The organism is Allochromatium tepidum (assembly GCF_018409545.1).
Taxonomy (GTDB): domain Bacteria; phylum Pseudomonadota; class Gammaproteobacteria; order Chromatiales; family Chromatiaceae; genus Thermochromatium; species Thermochromatium tepidum_A.
On sequence record NZ_AP024563.1, the window covers coordinates 601,445 to 616,686 of the forward strand.

The following is a 15,242-nucleotide window of genomic DNA, read 5'->3' on the forward strand; positions in this document are numbered from 1 at the left end:
ACCAAGAAGGAGCGATCCTTTGTTCTATGCCGGGGATGTAATCAAGCCGCTGATTGCAGAGGTCCGGGCGGAGAAGGAGCCCCCACAGACGCGCGTTGCATAGGAGCGTGAGCCATCATGATGGTTCGACTCCACAAGAAGGCCCGCACCACCCCGGAAGTCCGCCGGGAGATCCAGGCCTCCGACTGGCCGACCTCGGTGCTCGCCAGGAAGTATGGGGTTTGCCGGCACACCATACGCCGTGGATGTCAAGCACCTGCCCAGGATGCCGGGCGATGCCCGGGGCCGCTTCCTGTTTGCGGCCATCGACCGGGCGACGCGCTGGGTGTATCTGGAGGTCCATGCCGGCAAGGCCGCCAAGGTCGCTGCGGGGTTTCTCAAACGCCTGATCGACAAAGCCCCCTTCGCGATCAAGAAGGTCCTCACGGACACTGGCCAGGAGTTCACGGATCGATTCTGTGCCACGGGGGAGCGCAAGCCCACCGGCCGGCACCCCTTCGATCAGCTCTGCGCAGAACACGCCATCGAACACCGGCTGACCCGGCCCTACACGCCCAAGACCAACGGCATGATCGAACGCTTCAACGGACGTATCTCCGAGGTCCTCAAGAGCACCCGCTTCCGGAGCGCTCAAGAACTTGAACAGACCTTGCTTCGCTATGCCCGTGTGTACAACCATCGGATTCCCCAAAAGGCCCTTGGCCACATCAGCCCGGTTCAGGCCCTGAAAGACTGGCAGGCCAAGCGGCCGGAGCCGTTCAAAAAACGTGTTTGCAATCTCGCGGGGCTTGACATCTATGTCGAGATCCTGCCCGAGAAAACCGCCCGGAACGCCGCCGGATTCCTGGAGCGGCTCATCGCCAAGGCCCCGTTCAACATCACCAAGGTCTTGACCGATAACGGTAAAGAATTCACCGACCGCTTCGGTGCCACGGGGGAACGCGAACCCACCGGGCGCCATCGCTTCGATCGGGTCTGTGCCGCCAACACGATCGAACATCGCCTCATCCAGCCGCGCACCCCCCAGACCAACGGCATGATCGAGCGCTTCAACGGGCGCCTTTCAGAGGTCTTGACCACCACCCGCTTCGACTCCGCCGAGTCGCTAGCCCAGACCATCAAGCGCTATGTTCAAGTCTATAACCAACACCTTCCGCAGAAAGCCCTCGGCCACATCGCCCCGATCCAGGCACTCAAGGACCGGCGCGAGAAACGCCCTGAACGCTTCAAAAAGCGTGTCACAATCTCCGGGGACTTGACACTTGGGTTATCTCAGCGCCGCGCTGCGCGCCGATCCGGCCGAGGTCCATGTCGCGTTGCAGACCCCATACCGCTCCAACATGAGCGATCCCCGCAATCCGGCGTTCGTAGCGCACTTACAACGCACCCGGCGCCGGATCGCAACCGTGATTGGGCAACTGACCGAGCGCTTCCACATCCAAACCGTCCGGGCGCTTGATCTCCGCTCCGGCATTTGACCGCGCGGATGGCCCGTAAGGTGCTCGCGCATACGCCGGCCATCTGGATCAATCGCTCCCTGGGGCGCCCCGATCTACAGTTCGAGGGCTTGATTACAGTCGGATAGAAAGTCGCGCATCGCGTTTAAATTGATCTCCGGAACACCTGCACCATGCCCGCGACCGCCACCCCCGCGCCCGAGCGCCTGACCGGCGCCATTGAGCGCGTGACCTTCCACAGCGCCGAGACCGGCTTTTGCGTGCTGCGGGTGAAGGTGCGCGGCGAACGCGAGCTGATGACGGTGGTCGGTTCGGCGGCCAGTGTCACGGCCGGGGAGTATCTGGAGGCCGAAGGCCAGTGGATCACCGATCGCCGGTACGGCTTGCAGTTCAAGGCCCAGCAGTTGCGGATCGTCCCGCCCAGCACCCTGGACGGGATCGAAAAGTATCTGGGGTCGGGGATGGTCAAGGGCATCGGGCCGCATTTCGCCAAGACCCTGGTGCGCGCTTTCGGCGAGTCGGTGTTCGAGGTCATCGAGCAGGAGCCCGAGCGGCTGCGCACGCTGCCCGGAATCGGGCCGAAGCGTCAGGAGCGGGTCACACGGGCGTGGGCCGAGCAGAAGGTGATCCGCGCGATCATGGTGTTCCTGCAATCGCATGGGATCGGCACGGCGCGGGCGGTGCGCATCTACAAGACCTATGGCGAGGAGTCGGTCGAGCGGGTGCGTGAAAATCCCTACCGGCTCGCCCTCGACATCCACGGCATCGGCTTCAAGACCGCCGACAGTCTGGCCGAACGGCTCGGTATCCCGCGCGACTCGCTGATGCGCGCTCAGGCCGGAGTGCGCCATGTGCTCCAGGAGATCGCCGGCAATGGTCACTGCGCCGCGTGGCGTGAGGCGCTGATCGCGCAGGCCGCGACCCTGCTGGAGATCCCGGCGCCGCTGATCGAGCAGGCCATCGACGCCGAATTGGCCGAAGAGCGCCTGATCGCTGAGTCGATCACCGAGCGTCCCGCGCTCTTTCTGACACCGCTCCAGCGCGCCGAACTGGGTGTGGCCCGGCATGTGGCCCGGCTCCAGGCCGGCGATCCGCCCTGGGGCCGCATCCAGACCGACCGGGCGTGGCCCTGGGTCGAGCAGCGCACCGGGTTGCAGCTCTCGGACGCCCAGCGCGCGGCCATCGCCCGCGTGCTCGCGGCCAAGGTCGCGATCCTCACCGGCGGCCCCGGCGTCGGCAAGACCACGGTGGTCAACAGCCTCCTGCTCCTGCTTCAGGCCAAGCACACGCGGGTGCGTCTCTGTGCGCCGACCGGACGCGCGGCCAAGCGGTTGAGTGAGTCGACCGGGCGTGAGGCGCGCACGATTCACCGCCTGCTGGAATTCGATCCCGAGACCTTCGGCTTCAAGCACACCGCCGACAATCCGCTCGATCTGGACCTGCTGGTGGTCGATGAGGTGTCGATGGTCGATGTGAACCTGATGAACCAGTTGCTGCGCGCCGTGCCCGATCACGCCGGGGTACTGCTGGTCGGCGATGTCGATCAGCTGCCGTCGGTCGGTCCGGGCGCGGTGCTCGCCGATCTGATCGCCTCCGGGGCCGTGGTCACAGCACGCCTGACCGAGATCTTCCGTCAGGCCGAAGCCTCGCGCATCGTCGTCAACGCCCATCGCATCAATGCCGGGCAGTTCCCCGAGGATCCCGATCCCGAGCGCCCGGAGAGCGATTTTTTCCTCATCCGCCGCGACACCCCCGAAGCCATTCACGATACCCTGCTGCATGTTGTCACCGAGCGGCTGCCCGAGCGCTTCGGTCTCGATCCGGTGGCCGACATCCAGGTCTTGACCCCGATGAACCGGGGCGGACTCGGGGCGCGTGCCCTCAACGGCGCGCTGCAAGCGGCGCTCAATCCGACGACCCAGCCGCGCCTGGAGCGCTTCGGCTGGACCTATGCGCCGGGCGACAAGGTGATCCAGCTGGTCAACGACTACGACAAGGAAGTGTTCAACGGCGACATCGGGCGCGTGATCTCCATCGACCTGGAAGAGGGCGAGGTGGTCATCGATTTCGAGGGCCGGCCGGTGGTGTATGAGACCGGCGAGCTCGATGCGCTCGCGCTGGCCTATGCCACCAGCATCCACAAGTCCCAGGGGTCGGAATATCCGGCGGTGGTCATTCCGCTGGCCACCCAACACTACACCCTGTTGCAGCGCAATCTGCTCTACACGGCGGTCACACGCGGCCGGCGGCTGGTGGTGCTCATCGCCCAGCCGCGCGCGCTGGCGATGGCGGTCAAGCAGACCGGAGCGGGGCGGCTGACCAAGCTCCGCGAGCGCCTGATCGACAGCCATAGAACCGATTGGTAGGCTCATCAGGCTTGATGAGGTCGAGGCTGTTCTATTTGACGTGGATTGAAGGAGAATCGTGCTGTGAATGAAACCGCAACAGAGGCTGACAGTCAGTCGCCGGCCCGACCGGATGCCGGTCTCCATAATCCGGATCCTGCCTATCTGCGCACGCTAATCCAGCGATCCGGTCTGACTCAACGGGCGGCGGCAACGTCTATCGGTATCGGTGAACGACTTCTGAGCGCCTACCTGGCCGATCGCGAGGTGGCATCGGCCAAATCGGCACCCTATCCGGTTCAATATGCCCTGGAACAATTGGCGCTCTCGGCACCCCCGGTCGCCGATCCCGCACCGGTCGCCGATCCCGAGAAATTGAAGAGACGCCGTGCCGCACGTCGGCGGAAAAAAAGCCTGAGTGAAATTTTTAGCGAAGGATGGCTATCGTGGTTGGATAATGGGGCCAATCCTGCGCTCGATCCACTGGATATGGATGACACCTGTGCGTTGGTCTCCTGGCTCAAAGGATTTCACAATGGCTGGTGTCATTTTCCCGATAATCCATCGACTTCATTCCGAAGTGCGCTGCAAACCAAACTGGCGGATCGACCGGAACTGTTGAATCGGTTGCTGCAGTGCCTTGGGGAGGACGAGTAGCGAAAGCCGGATCGCGCCCGCACGATGGAGCTACACGCCGCCGAAGTCCTAGCTCAGCGCGAACTGTGTCGCTTTCCCCAACTCGCCGACTGGTCATTCGGCTGGAACCGTCGCCGCCGGGCGCATGGGTTGTGCCGTTACGATCGACGCCGGATCGAGCTCTCGGCGCTGCTGACCGCGCGTGAGCCGGATCCGGCGCTCATTCTCAACACCATTCGCCACGAGATCGCCCATGCGCTCGCCGGTCCCCGTGCCGGGCATGGTCCGCGCTGGCGAGCCTGGGCCGAGCGGGTCGGCTGCACGCACATCGCCGGCTCGCGCGCGGCCTCACCCGAGACCGAACCCCTGCCGGCGCGCTATGTGCTGGTGGCCCTCGTCGATGGCCGGGAGCAGGTGATCCGGCACTATCACCGCCGCCCGGCGCGCGCCTTTCTCGACTCGCTGCCGCAGCGCCATCTGCGCGGACGGCCCGAGACACGCGGGACGTTGCGCCTGGAGCGGGTAAAGACGACGGGATAGACTCGGCTCCATCTTCAAACCACAGCGCAAGCGTTCGAGCATGTTCACGATGATTCAGTCTGTCCGTTGGCCGCCGGCCCTCTCGATCCTGATGCTTGGCGGGACTGGTAGCGCACTCGCCCAGACCGACTCGCCCGTCTGCGCTCAGGAGGCCCGCGAACAGGCCCAACGAGCCAACTGCTCGGCCCGCTCAACCCGATCGAACGCCAGTACGCGCCCGAGCGGTTCTATGTTGCGGGCGATCCCGCCATCCTGGAGACGGGCGCGCGGGTGTCGATCGTCGGCTCGCGGCAGGCGTCGCCCGAAGGTTTGGCCCGTGCCCGCAAGCTCGCGCGTCGTCTGGCCGGTGAGGGAATCGTCGTGGTCTCGGGGCTTGCGCTTGGGATCGACACGGCGGCTCACACCGCCACCATCGCGGCGGGTGGCCGGACCGTCGGCGTGATCGGCACACCGCTGGATCCTTCCTATCCGCGCGAGAACGAATTGCTCCAGGCACGTATCGCCGCCGAGCATCTGCTGATCTCGCAGTTTGCGCCGGGCACCAAGACCCAGCGTTTTCACTTTCCCCAGCGCAACCGCACGATGGCCCTGATCTCGGATGCCACGATGATCGTCGAGGCCGGTGAGACCAGCGGCTCGCTGTCCCAGGGCTGGGAGGCGCTTCGTCTGGGGCGGCTGCTCTACATCACGCGCGCTCTGGCCGATGATCCGGCGCTCCGCCGGCCGTCGAAGATGCTCGATCATGGCGCTCAGATTCTGAGCGATGCGACGCTGCCCGATTTCCTGGAAGCCTTGCCGTCTCGGCTGACGCCGGTACTCGATGCCGCCGTTCCCTTCTGAACTCCCCTTCTGTTCGTTGCTCGCTACTTCGATCGCTTCATTTGTCACTGTGCTTTCTGTTTGATCCGCTACCGCCACCAAGGTCTGCTGCGTCGCGAGTCTTGAGGGCTACTTAACCCGATGTGCGACTTTTTAACGGCCTGTGTGGATGCTTGACGTCTGGTTGGAGCGACAAGGCCTTCTGAACTACGCTGAGAAGAGGATCCACTCACCTCAGAGGCGTTCGGGAGGCGGCCATGTCGCTGGAAGACTTTATCATCGTGGTGTATGGCTGGGTAGACGATCAACTCAAGGAGTGGTTGGGACCGACAAGGTACCTGCGTCAGCGTGGGTTTGCCCCCCCAGCTCAGTGATAGCGAGGCGATCACGCCGGTGGTCGTCGGCGAGTTTCTCGGTTATGACACCGACGTGGGAATCTGGGCGTATTTCCGCCAACACTGGGCGGCCGGGTTTCCGGGGCTGAGGTCGCGCAGCGGTTTTGCACGCCAAGCGGCCAACCTCCGGGTGGCCACGCAAGCGCTTCAGGAGCGTTTGAGCCGTGACTTGGGGGCCATGGACGATCCGGTGCATCTCGTTGACGGCTTTCCGGTGCCCGTCTGTGTGATCACCCGCGCGCGACGCTGTGTGCGGTTCTCGGCGGTGGCCGATTATGGTCACTGTGCGGCTAAACTGGACTTTGGACAAAAACACGCTTCTCCCCGACGCCCAGCAGGCTTTCTTGAAACGTTTCGTGGTATATATCTGATCAAGCCGTCGCGGTGAGCCTCGGTTGGCGCTTGAAGACGATCGGGGGCCGTGGCCGTCTCTGGCCTGGCGTGCCTTTGATCCGGGCTGGGGAGATACCCCGGCGTTTGGGAGGGCGGGCCGGTGTGCCGATCTGACGAATAAGGCGTGCGAAGTCGCGCTGCGCACGGGCCGGTGAGAGGCGGGTGTCGGCGAGCGGTTTGGGGAGGAAACGCTCCCACGGTCTGGGCCGATCGCCGGCCGGCGGGGCGGTGAGCCATAACTGGACGTAGGCCAGGCAGACGCGCGGCCACCCGTGCTCTTCGTGGGTGAGGTCGGGGGTTTGAAAGCGGTCGAGGAGCAGGTGATTTGTGCCGAAGCGGAAGAAGTGCTCCCGATCGAAGCGTTGGCGGTAGGCCGGTTCAATCTGTTGCCGGGACAGTTCGGCGCGGCGTTGGCCCATCACGCTCAGCCGGAGTGGGCGCTTGAAAAGCGCGCGCCCGGTCTGGGCGTCGAAGACACGGCAACGGACCCCATCGAAGGGGTGGTCCTGCATGGGGCTGTCGCGATGTCCGCGCATCAACCGGGCATTCCGGCGCTCCAGCGTAAGGCGAATCGCCCGTCCGGAGGCGGTCTGATCAGACCATTCGGCGCTCTGGGAGGGACTGCCCCAGGTCTCGGGGGCGGCGAGGCGAAAGGTCTCACCATACCGGATCGGATGCCCGCACGCGCCGTCGGTGGCGGGCGCGCCGGGCGATGACGACATGAGTGGAGCAGGCACGGAGCGCATGCCGATACGCCGCGTGGCTGTAGTGGGAGTCGGCCACCTGCACGCTCAACGCCGTTGCATAGGGTTGGGCGGGATCGGCCGGCACAGCGGCCATCTGTGAGGCCGCCACGGCCATGGCGGTGGTGTCGAAGGCCGGGTTCAAACTCCGCTCGACCACCGAACGGGCCTGGGTGTTGGTGCACAAGCTATCGAGTAGATTGAGGCAGGCGTCACGGCGTGCGCCAAGGTGCTCGTAGAGGCGTCGGCGGAAACGCGGGAGCGATTCCAGGCCATCTTTCAACAGGGAAGTGGTCATCGTTCGCTCTCCTCTGCAGAGGATCTGTCTACTCCAACTGTACGTGAGCGAACGATTTTTGCCGGCTGGTAGGACACTTTGTCCAAAGTTCAATAACTCGACTTTGGCCATTTTTGCGCCCAAGCGGAGGGCTGAGCGGTGCCCGAGCCGATGGTGACAGAGTGCAGAGCGATAGCGGGACATAGACGGTATCGTTTGATGTCGACCAAAACACAAGCGATGTGTGCCGATGAGTCCTCTGCCGGCCTCGATTGTAGCGGTTTTACAGCCGTTTGCCTGCCTGTTTACCAACCCGACGTGGGTGCATGTGCAAGTGTTGCCGGCCGGAACGCTGTTGGCGCCAGGGCCGCGTACGGTGGTGGTCGACGAGACGCTGGAGCGGCGCAAAGGGGCGCAGATTTGGGCCAAGGGGATGTATCGCGACGCGGTGCGCTCCAGTCACAGCCGGGTAGTGACGTGCCTGGGGGTGCAGTGGATCTGTATGGCGCTGCTGGTACCGGTGCCCTGGAGCGATCGGCCGTGGGCGCTGCCGTTTCTCACGCGCCTGGCCCCCTCGCAGCGGGCCAACGAGGCCGCCGAGCGCCGGCATCGCACGACGGTGGAGCTGACCATTGGGATGGTGAGCCTGGTGGCCCGTTGGCTCCAGCATCGGCGCTGGGTGTTGGTCGGCGATGGGGCCTACGCCGGCGTGCAGCTGGGCTTGGAAGCGTTGCGGGTCAACGTCACCCTGGTCTCGCGCCTGCGTCTGGATGCCCGTCTTGTTTACCTTTCCCGCCGCCCCGGTCCCGGGGCGGCGTGGACCCAAGCCCAAGAAGGGCGCGGCGCTGGAGAAACTGAGCACGCGCCTGGAGGAGGCCCGGACCCAGGGCGCGCCGACAACCGTGCAATGGTACGGACAACCCAAGACTTTAGCGGGTCTCGGCGGGTTTATGCACCAACGCCAAAGATATGGCGTCCCCGACAGGATTCGAACCTGTGACCTTCCGCTTCATACCACTATAGCTTTCGCTACCAGTCAAAGGCTGTTTGTGGTCTGGACTTTCCCTTCACCCTAGGCAATGACCCTTAGGTGCTGCCCGTCAAGTCTCTGCACCGTCCCATCAATGGGCTTGGCTCAGGATTGCCACCACCATGACGTGCTGAGGTTTCCCTGAATTTGAGCAGATTCACACAAGGGGTTTTCCGCCTTGGTGCCCATGCAAACTTAGGAGGCGGATGCTCTATCCTGCTGAGCTACGGGGACGTAGATGAGATTCTAGCTTAGACCGACCGACCGGTCACGTTCGCGTGTCGTAAGTGGCCGGAATTCAGACGGACGGACGCCGCCCCGCCCGCCGCCAGCGCCAGGCCAAATCGGCCAGATGGGTGACGAGCGCCCCGGTCAGGGCCAGACTCACCCAGCCCCACCAAGCCCCCACCAACGCCGCCCGTAGCGCCAGCATCAGCAGGAACCCCGACAGCAGAAAGCCGATCAGATCCGAGGGCGGAAGCCCTCGCCCGGTGCGCCGGTGCACGAGGGCCAATACCAGACCCTCGACCACGATCAGCACCAGGATCAGATCGATGATCCGACCGCTAGCAAACAGCTCGCTCAACGCGGAGACACCAGCCCCAGCAGATGGGCCATGTCCTTGAAGAAGATCCGCAGATGTGCACCCGGACGCGCCTTGACCAGACGCTTGTTCATGTAGGCCTCCCAGGTCAGATATTGGATGTCCGGGTCGGCGCACAGACTGACGAACCGCTCACGACGCTTGTCGCTGGAGTACCAGAAGCGCTGCATGATGCCCAGCACCCAGAACACCTTGCCGTGGTCCTTCATGAAGCGCTTGCGCGCCTGCTTGAGCGCCTTGGGGTCGCCGGTGCGACAGAACTCGTCGACCGCCTGCGCCGCCAGCCGTCCGCCCATCATGGCGTAATAGATGCCCTCGCCCGAGGCCGGAGCGACCACGCCCGCCGCATCGCCCGCCAGTAGGATGTCGCGCCCGTTGTCCCAGCACTTGAGCGGTTCGAGCGGAATCGGCGCACCCTCGCGACGCAGGATCTCGGCATCGGCCAGACCGGCGCGACGGCTCAACTCAGTGCAGGCCGCGCGCAGCGAGAAGCCCGGAACGGCCGTGCCCACGCCGACGCTGATCGTATCGCCATGCGGGAAGACCCAGCCGTAGAAGTCCGGCGAGATGTCGCCCTGGTAGTAGACGTCGCAACGGCTGTTGCCGTCGAAACCGGGCGGGGTGCGCAGGATTTCGTGATAGGCCGAGACATACTTGACCGTCTCATAGCCCGGAACATAGTGCTTGCCGACGAATGAATTGGCCCCGTCGGCGCCGATGACGGCACGCGCCCGGATCTGCTCGCTCGGCGAATCGTTGCGCCCCTGGCCGGGACGGTAGACGACGATCGCCGTCCCGTCCGTATCGCGCTCGATCTTCTCGAAGGTGCCGGTACGACGGGTCGCGCCGGACTCGGCGGCACGCGCCCGCAGCCACTCATCGAAGTGCTCCCGGTCGACCAGACCCACGTAACCGTTCTGGATCGGCATATCCACCTTGCGGTCCGAAGGCGAGATCATGCGCGCCGAATTGACGCGGTTGGCCAGGACCGATTCGGGCAGATCGAAGTCGCGCATGGCCTGGGGCGGAATGGCGCCGCCGCAGGGCTTGATGCGCCCGGCGCGGTCGAGCAGGCACACCGAGCGGCCCGCCTTGGCCAGATCATTGGCGGCGGTCGCGCCGGCCGGTCCGCCGCCGATCACGACGACGTCGAAGGTTTCGAGGTTGGACATGGGGAATCTCGTTGCTGGAGCGTTTGATATGAAGAAATGGACAGGATTTACAGGAATCAAAACAATGGATTAGAAAATCCTGTCCATCCTGAGAAATCCTGTGAATCCTGTCTATTCAAGGGTCAGCCGGCCGCCGTCATCAGCCCGCGCACGGCGAAGGCGCTGATCATCATGCCGGTGACATAGACGGTCACGCCCAGTCCGCTGAACCAGACGGCGCGTTCGACCGGCTTGGCGAGGAAACGGACCATCAGGGCGACCTGGATCAGCAGCACCACGCCGACGGCGCCGGCATGGGCCGGCTTGTCCCAGGAGAGCAGCAGCGCGACCACGACCGCCTGCGGCAGACCCATAACGATACAGGCCCACCAGGCCGCCTTTTCGACGCCGAGCTGGACCGGCAGCGAGCGCACGCCCATTTCGATGTCGCCCTCGATGGCCTTGAAGTCGTTGAGCGTCATGATGCCGTGGGCGCCGAGACTGTAGAGCAGCGCCAGCACCAGGATCTCCCAGCCGGGCAGGGCGCCGCCGATCATGACCGCCGCGCCCGTGACCCAGGCCAGGCCCTCATAGGAGATGCCGGCGGCCAGATTGCCCCACCAGCCGTTGCCCTTGAAGCGGAAGGGCGGGGCGCTGTAGCCCCATGCGATGGCCATGCCGATCAGCGCCATGCCGAACACCCAGGGGCCGAGCACATAGGCCAGCGCCAGCGAGACTGCCGTCCAGATCAGCGACAGATAGAAGCCCCAGCGACCGGGGATGCGCCCGGACGGAATCGGACGATCCGGCTCATTGATGGCGTCGACATCACGGTCGTACCAGTCGTTGACGACCTGACTGGTGGCGCACATCAGCGGCCCGGCCAGGATGATGCCGGCGATCAGCAGCCGCCACTGCTCCAGGATCGGCGCGCCCGAGGAGACCACACCGCAGGTGAAGGCCCACATCGGCGGGAACCAGGTGATGGGATGCAGGACTTCGAGAATGGCCTTGGGCTCGGGATAGGTCCGGGTCGCGATGACCGTGGTCTGATTCATGCGGGGGAAACCTGTCTTGGGTGCGGTTTGATCCGTGCATCGCCCGATTCCGAGACCCCCGGACATCGCGAGACATGAACTCCCGAGCCGGAGTGCAGGCCGTCGAGTTCGGAAGCGATGGAAGGTCGTATCGGGCGCGGCAAAACGGTTGTTTAGGGTTCTTCGGCGGACGCCGGCGCGGCATGATGATCCGCGACGATGCCGTAGCGGTCGATTTTGACGTACAGACTTTGCCGACTCAAGCCCAGCAGTTCGGCGGCCGAGGCGCGGTTGTCGCCGGTGAGCTTGAGTGCGGCCTCGATGCACAGCCGCTCGATCGTGTCGGTCGACTCGCGCACCAGTTCCTTGAGCGGCACGCGCCCGACGCGCTCGGTGAGCTGATCCAGCCAGCGTGTCTGCTCGGGGTTGACCTGCGGCTCGCTGTGCAGCCGCCGCCCGACGTCGCGGATGAAGAAGCCGAAATAGGGCCGTTCGCTGTTGCGCACCGCCGCCGCCGAGATCTCGACGTCCGTGGTGGTGCCGTACTCGCCGCGCAGCAGGGTCGCGAACAGCCGCACCGTGGTGTACTGACGCAGATTGGCCATGAGCACATTGAGATCGACCCCCGGACGTCCGAGCCAGCGGTCGAGCGACTCGCCGCGCGCCTGCTGCTCGGTAGGGATCTCGGCCAGGCTCAGGAAGGTGGCGTTGGCGCTCAGGATGCGTCCGTCGGCGTCGGTGATGACCACGCCGTCCGGCGCCTCTTCGAGCACGCGCAGATAGCGCGCCTTGGCGTCCGGCGGCGCGTTGGAGGCCGACTCGGCCAGGATCGGCGACAGCCGCACCAGCAGGAAGGAGGCGTTCTCCTGACGCAGCAGCGAGGCCGCGACCAGGAACTCTTCGGCGCCGTCGATCAGACGCGCCCGCACGTCGTCGGCCCGGCCCGCCGCGCGCACGCCCGCCAGCAGACCATTGATGGCCTGCGTACCCTCGGTGTCGAAGCCCTCGGGGAAGGGGCGACCGATGATACGCGCCGGCGCCTCGCCCAGGAGCTGGCCGGCGGCCGGATTGGCCTCGACCACGCGCTGAGTCGGCGCGTCGATGATGAGGATGGCCTCCGAGACCATGCGGAACAGCAGCCGGTAGCGGGTCTCGACCTGACGGAAACGCCAGTAGTCACGCTCCAGGGCCTGCTGGGCGTCGATGAGCTGCTGCTGGAGCGCCGCCATGCCCTGGAGACTGCGCCCGACCGCGACGATGGGGCCGTCGTCGCCCTTGAGACGCAGGGCGCGATACTGGATCGGGATCTCGTTGCCGCGCGCGCCGCGATGCGTGACCTGACGCCAGCGCGTGACCGGAACCTGCCGGACCTCGTCGAGCAGGGCTTCGAGATTGGGGCGGGTGTCGAGCGAGACGCTCGTCAGCCAGGGCTCGCCGACCCAGTCGGCATCGACATCGGAGCGCAGATCGGCGTTGCCGAAGGAGACGTCCCGGACCGTCCCCGCCGCGTCGAGCACGACGGCGACATCGGCCAGCCCCTCGATCAGGGCGGCCGCCGTCGCGGCATCGAGGGTGCCGAGATGCTCATTCGGGGCGCTGAACGCAGTCACGGCCACCGGACCCTCCACGGCCACATGGGCACATCCTCGACGCTCCAGGCACGCGGAGTCTCCACGGCCAGGGACTCGGTGGATTCCACGGCGACCATCGGACGCAGCACCGGCCGCGATGGACATTCACCTCCGGTTTTGGTCTTCATTCAGCTTGGCTCGGCTCGATACCCAGGCGCGTCTAAGGCACTCATCCGCGGTTCGGGCCGACTCACTGGAGCAGATCGTTATTCCCTATGAGAAGTGAGGGATCGGGCAAACGCCAGAATGGAGCGGCTCCCAATCCGGGGCTTGACCCCTATTGTGGTGGCTTGTTTCGGGTTGTCAAGTCAGGTTTACGTAAAGTTTGGTTGACGCATCAAGGAAAGCGGACTAGATTTCCACTGACGATTCGGTAAAGATCTAGGGGATCTTTCAATCGCATTTCGGCCTCAAGCACAGCAGATGACCCAGCATTCAGCCTCACAGCCCCCGCGTCGGCCACTCTATACCCCGGAAGAGCGTCGGCGGCGGGACGAATCTCCATGGACCCTGGTCCAGGGCATCCTTGCGCCCGTGCAGTTCGTGGTGTTCCTGATCAGTCTCTATCTCGTGTTGCGCTATCTGGCGACCGGCGAGGGCTATCTGGCCGCGACCATTTCGGTCGTCGTCAAGACGCTGGTGCTCTACACCATCATGATCACAGGTGCGATCTGGGAGAAGGTGGTGTTCGGCAAATATCTGTTCGCCGAGTCCTTCTTTTGGGAAGACGTGTTCAGCATGCTGGTGCTGGCACTGCATACGGCCTATCTGATCGCGATCTTCACGCTCGACAGTCAGACCCAGATGTTCATCGCCCTGGCGGCCTATGCGACCTACATCATCAACGCCGGTCAGTTCCTGATCAAGCTGCGCATGGCCCGGCTCGAAGGTCAGCGCAAGGATAGCGCCCGGGACGGCGCACTCGCCGGAGCCGCCGAATGAGCGCGCCCGAGATTCGCTGCGAGCAGGGACAGCGTCAGGTCTTCTGCGGTCTGTCCGGTATCGTCTGGCTGCATCGCAAGATCCAGGATGCCTTCTTCCTGGTCGTCGGTTCGCGCACCTGCGCCCATCTGCTGCAATCGGCGGCGGGTGTGATGATCTTCGCCGAGCCGCGTTTCGCGACCGCGATCCTCCAGGAACGCGATCTGGCCGGTCTGGCCGACTGCAATCGGGAACTCGACCGCGTGGCCGCCGAGGTGCTGGAGCGTCGTCCCGACATCAAGACCCTGTTCCTGGTCGGCTCCTGTCCGTCCGAGGTCATCAAGCTCGATCTGGGCAAGGCCGCCGAGCGGCTGTCCGAGGTCTATCGCGGCCGGGTGCGGGTGCTCGACTATTCGGCCAGCGGTTTGGAAACGGCCTTCACTCAGGGCGAAGATGCGTGCTTGCAGGCGCTGCTGCCCGAGCTGCCGACCCGTCCGGCGGGTGAGCGTTCGCTGCTGATCGTCGGCACCCTGCCCGATGTGGTCGAGGATCAGTTCAAGCGGCTGTTCGACGAGCTGGGCATCGGCCCGGTCGAATTCCTGCCGCCGCGTCATGCAACCGAGTATCCGTCGGTCGGCAACGGCACCCTGATGCTGCCGGCTCAGCCCTTCGTCGGTGAGACGGCGCGCGCGCTCCAGAAGCGCGGCGCGACTCTGATCACCGCGCCCTATCCGTTCGGCATCGAGGGCACGCGCGCCTGGCTCAAGGCCGCGACCGACGCTTGGGGTATCCCCGCCGAGCGGCTGGACGCGGTCACGGCTCCCGCCATCGCCCGCGCCGAGAAGGGTCTGGCCCGTCAGCGCGAACTGCTGGCCGGCAAGCGCATCAGCTTCCTGCCCGACTCGCAGTTGGAGATCCCGATGGCGCGCTTCCTCCAGCGCGAATGCGGCATGGAGCTGGTCGAGGTGGACACGCCCTTCCTGGATCGTCAGCTCATGGAGGCCGAGCTGCCGCTGCTGCCGTCGGATCTGCATCTGACCGAGGGGCAGGACGTGGACCGGCAGCTCGACCGCGTGCGCGCGGCACGGCCGGATCTCACCGTCTGCGGTCTGGGTCTGGCCAATCCGCTGGAGGCCGAGGGCCTGCGCACCAAGTGGTCGATCGAGCTGGTGTTCACGCCGGTCCATGGCTTCGATCAAGCGGCCGATCTGGCCGAGCTGTTCGCGCGCCCCCTGGTGCGCGGCGCCTTGCTGAAGGTTTGAC

Annotated in this window: 13 protein-coding genes and 4 pseudogenes; 11 read left to right on the forward strand and 6 right to left on the reverse strand. The window is 65.0% G+C overall.

The window, feature by feature from the left end; all coding sequences use genetic code 11:
* Positions 1-241: 241 nt before the first annotated feature.
* The 8 genes and pseudogenes from Atep_RS02840 to Atep_RS02870 form a co-directional block, all read left to right on the forward strand.
* Positions 242-796: pseudogene (locus Atep_RS02840) on the forward strand (integrase core domain-containing protein); the annotation flags it as partial.
* A 27-nt stretch (positions 797-823) separates the two neighbouring features.
* Positions 824-1,344: pseudogene (locus Atep_RS02845) on the forward strand (integrase core domain-containing protein); the annotation flags it as partial.
* Positions 1,266-1,585: pseudogene (locus tag Atep_RS17055) on the forward strand (IS982 family transposase); the annotation flags it as partial. The pseudogenes Atep_RS02845 and Atep_RS17055, both read left to right, overlap by 79 nt.
* A gap of 45 nt (positions 1,586-1,630) precedes the next feature.
* Positions 1,631-3,823, forward strand: coding sequence for an SF1B family DNA helicase RecD2 (recD2, locus tag Atep_RS02850; protein WP_213380188.1), 2,193 nt, complete (start codon positions 1,631-1,633; stop codon positions 3,821-3,823).
* Positions 3,824-3,886: 63 nt separating this feature from the next.
* Entirely contained in the window at positions 3,887-4,459 is a 573-nt protein-coding gene (locus Atep_RS02855; protein WP_213380189.1) for a hypothetical protein, read from the forward strand.
* 24 nt (positions 4,460-4,483) lie between these two features.
* Positions 4,484-4,978 (forward strand): SprT-like domain-containing protein, encoded by a 495-nt coding sequence (locus tag Atep_RS02860; RefSeq protein WP_213380190.1) that lies wholly within the window; start codon positions 4,484-4,486, stop codon positions 4,976-4,978.
* Between the two features lie 198 nt (positions 4,979-5,176).
* A complete protein-coding gene (locus Atep_RS02865) occupies positions 5,177-5,818 on the forward strand; it encodes a DNA-processing protein DprA (RefSeq protein WP_236786642.1) in 642 nt (213 codons plus the stop codon).
* A 236-nt stretch (positions 5,819-6,054) separates the two neighbouring features.
* Positions 6,055-6,487 (forward strand): annotated as a pseudogene (locus Atep_RS02870) (IS982 family transposase); the annotation flags it as partial.
* 76 nt (positions 6,488-6,563) lie between these two features.
* Here Atep_RS02870 and Atep_RS02875 read toward each other — a convergent pair.
* Both Atep_RS02875 and Atep_RS02880 read right to left on the reverse strand, forming a co-directional pair.
* A complete protein-coding gene (locus Atep_RS02875; RefSeq protein ID WP_213380192.1) occupies positions 6,564-7,307 on the reverse strand; it encodes a hypothetical protein in 744 nt (247 codons plus the stop codon).
* Complete coding sequence (locus Atep_RS02880) at positions 7,243-7,626, reverse strand: hypothetical protein (RefSeq protein WP_213380193.1); 384 nt, start codon at positions 7,624-7,626, stop codon at positions 7,243-7,245. Before Atep_RS02880 ends, Atep_RS02875 begins: the two co-directional genes overlap by 65 nt.
* Before the next feature lie 229 nt (positions 7,627-7,855).
* Here Atep_RS02880 and Atep_RS02885 point away from each other — a divergent pair, with 229 nt between their 5' ends.
* Positions 7,856-8,605 carry a transposase gene (locus Atep_RS02885; RefSeq protein ID WP_213380194.1) on the forward strand — a complete coding sequence of 250 codons (750 nt, stop codon included), beginning with the start codon at positions 7,856-7,858 and terminating at the stop codon, positions 8,603-8,605.
* A gap of 328 nt (positions 8,606-8,933) precedes the next feature.
* Here the strand turns inward: Atep_RS02885 and Atep_RS02890 are convergent, their stop codons facing one another.
* The 4 genes from Atep_RS02890 to ppsR form a co-directional block, all read right to left on the reverse strand.
* Positions 8,934-9,221 carry a hypothetical protein gene (locus Atep_RS02890; RefSeq protein WP_213380195.1) on the reverse strand — a complete coding sequence of 96 codons (288 nt, stop codon included), beginning with the start codon at positions 9,219-9,221 and terminating at the stop codon, positions 8,934-8,936.
* Positions 9,218-10,411 carry a geranylgeranyl diphosphate reductase gene (locus Atep_RS02895; protein WP_213380196.1) on the reverse strand — a complete coding sequence of 398 codons (1,194 nt, stop codon included), beginning with the start codon at positions 10,409-10,411 and terminating at the stop codon, positions 9,218-9,220. Before Atep_RS02895 ends, Atep_RS02890 begins: the two co-directional genes overlap by 4 nt.
* A gap of 122 nt (positions 10,412-10,533) precedes the next feature.
* Positions 10,534-11,448: a chlorophyll synthase ChlG gene (chlG, locus tag Atep_RS02900; RefSeq protein WP_213380197.1), complete on the reverse strand. Its 915-nt coding sequence runs from the start codon at positions 11,446-11,448 to the stop codon at positions 10,534-10,536.
* A gap of 152 nt (positions 11,449-11,600) precedes the next feature.
* Complete coding sequence (gene ppsR / locus Atep_RS02905) at positions 11,601-13,037, reverse strand: transcriptional regulator PpsR (protein ID WP_213381391.1); 1,437 nt, start codon at positions 13,035-13,037, stop codon at positions 11,601-11,603.
* A gap of 444 nt (positions 13,038-13,481) precedes the next feature.
* On the opposite strand from ppsR, the gene bchF reads away from it, so the two are divergent.
* Positions 13,482-14,000, forward strand: coding sequence for a 2-vinyl bacteriochlorophyllide hydratase (gene bchF / locus Atep_RS02910; RefSeq protein ID WP_213380198.1), 519 nt, complete (start codon positions 13,482-13,484; stop codon positions 13,998-14,000).
* Positions 13,997-15,241, forward strand: coding sequence for a ferredoxin:protochlorophyllide reductase (ATP-dependent) subunit N (locus tag Atep_RS02915; RefSeq protein WP_213380199.1), 1,245 nt, complete (start codon positions 13,997-13,999; stop codon positions 15,239-15,241). Before bchF ends, Atep_RS02915 begins: the two co-directional genes overlap by 4 nt.
* The last annotated feature ends 1 nt before the right edge of the window (position 15,242 follow it).

Coding starts and splice junctions, on each gene's coding strand:
- recD2 (WP_213380188.1), top strand. CDS start 1,631: ATGCCCGCGACCGCCACCCCCGCGCCCGAGCGCCTGACCGGCGCCATT.
- Atep_RS02860 (WP_213380190.1), top strand. CDS start 4,484: ATGGAGCTACACGCCGCCGAAGTCCTAGCTCAGCGCGAACTGTGTCGC.
- Atep_RS02875 (WP_213380192.1), bottom strand. CDS start 7,307: ATGTCGTCATCGCCCGGCGCGCCCGCCACCGACGGCGCGTGCGGGCAT.
- Atep_RS02880 (WP_213380193.1), bottom strand. CDS start 7,626: ATGACCACTTCCCTGTTGAAAGATGGCCTGGAATCGCTCCCGCGTTTC.
- Atep_RS02885 (WP_213380194.1), top strand. CDS start 7,856: ATGAGTCCTCTGCCGGCCTCGATTGTAGCGGTTTTACAGCCGTTTGCC.
- Atep_RS02895 (WP_213380196.1), bottom strand. CDS start 10,411: ATGTCCAACCTCGAAACCTTCGACGTCGTCGTGATCGGCGGCGGACCG.
- chlG (WP_213380197.1), bottom strand. CDS start 11,448: ATGAATCAGACCACGGTCATCGCGACCCGGACCTATCCCGAGCCCAAG.
- bchF (WP_213380198.1), top strand. CDS start 13,482: ATGACCCAGCATTCAGCCTCACAGCCCCCGCGTCGGCCACTCTATACC.
- Atep_RS02915 (WP_213380199.1), top strand. CDS start 13,997: ATGAGCGCGCCCGAGATTCGCTGCGAGCAGGGACAGCGTCAGGTCTTC.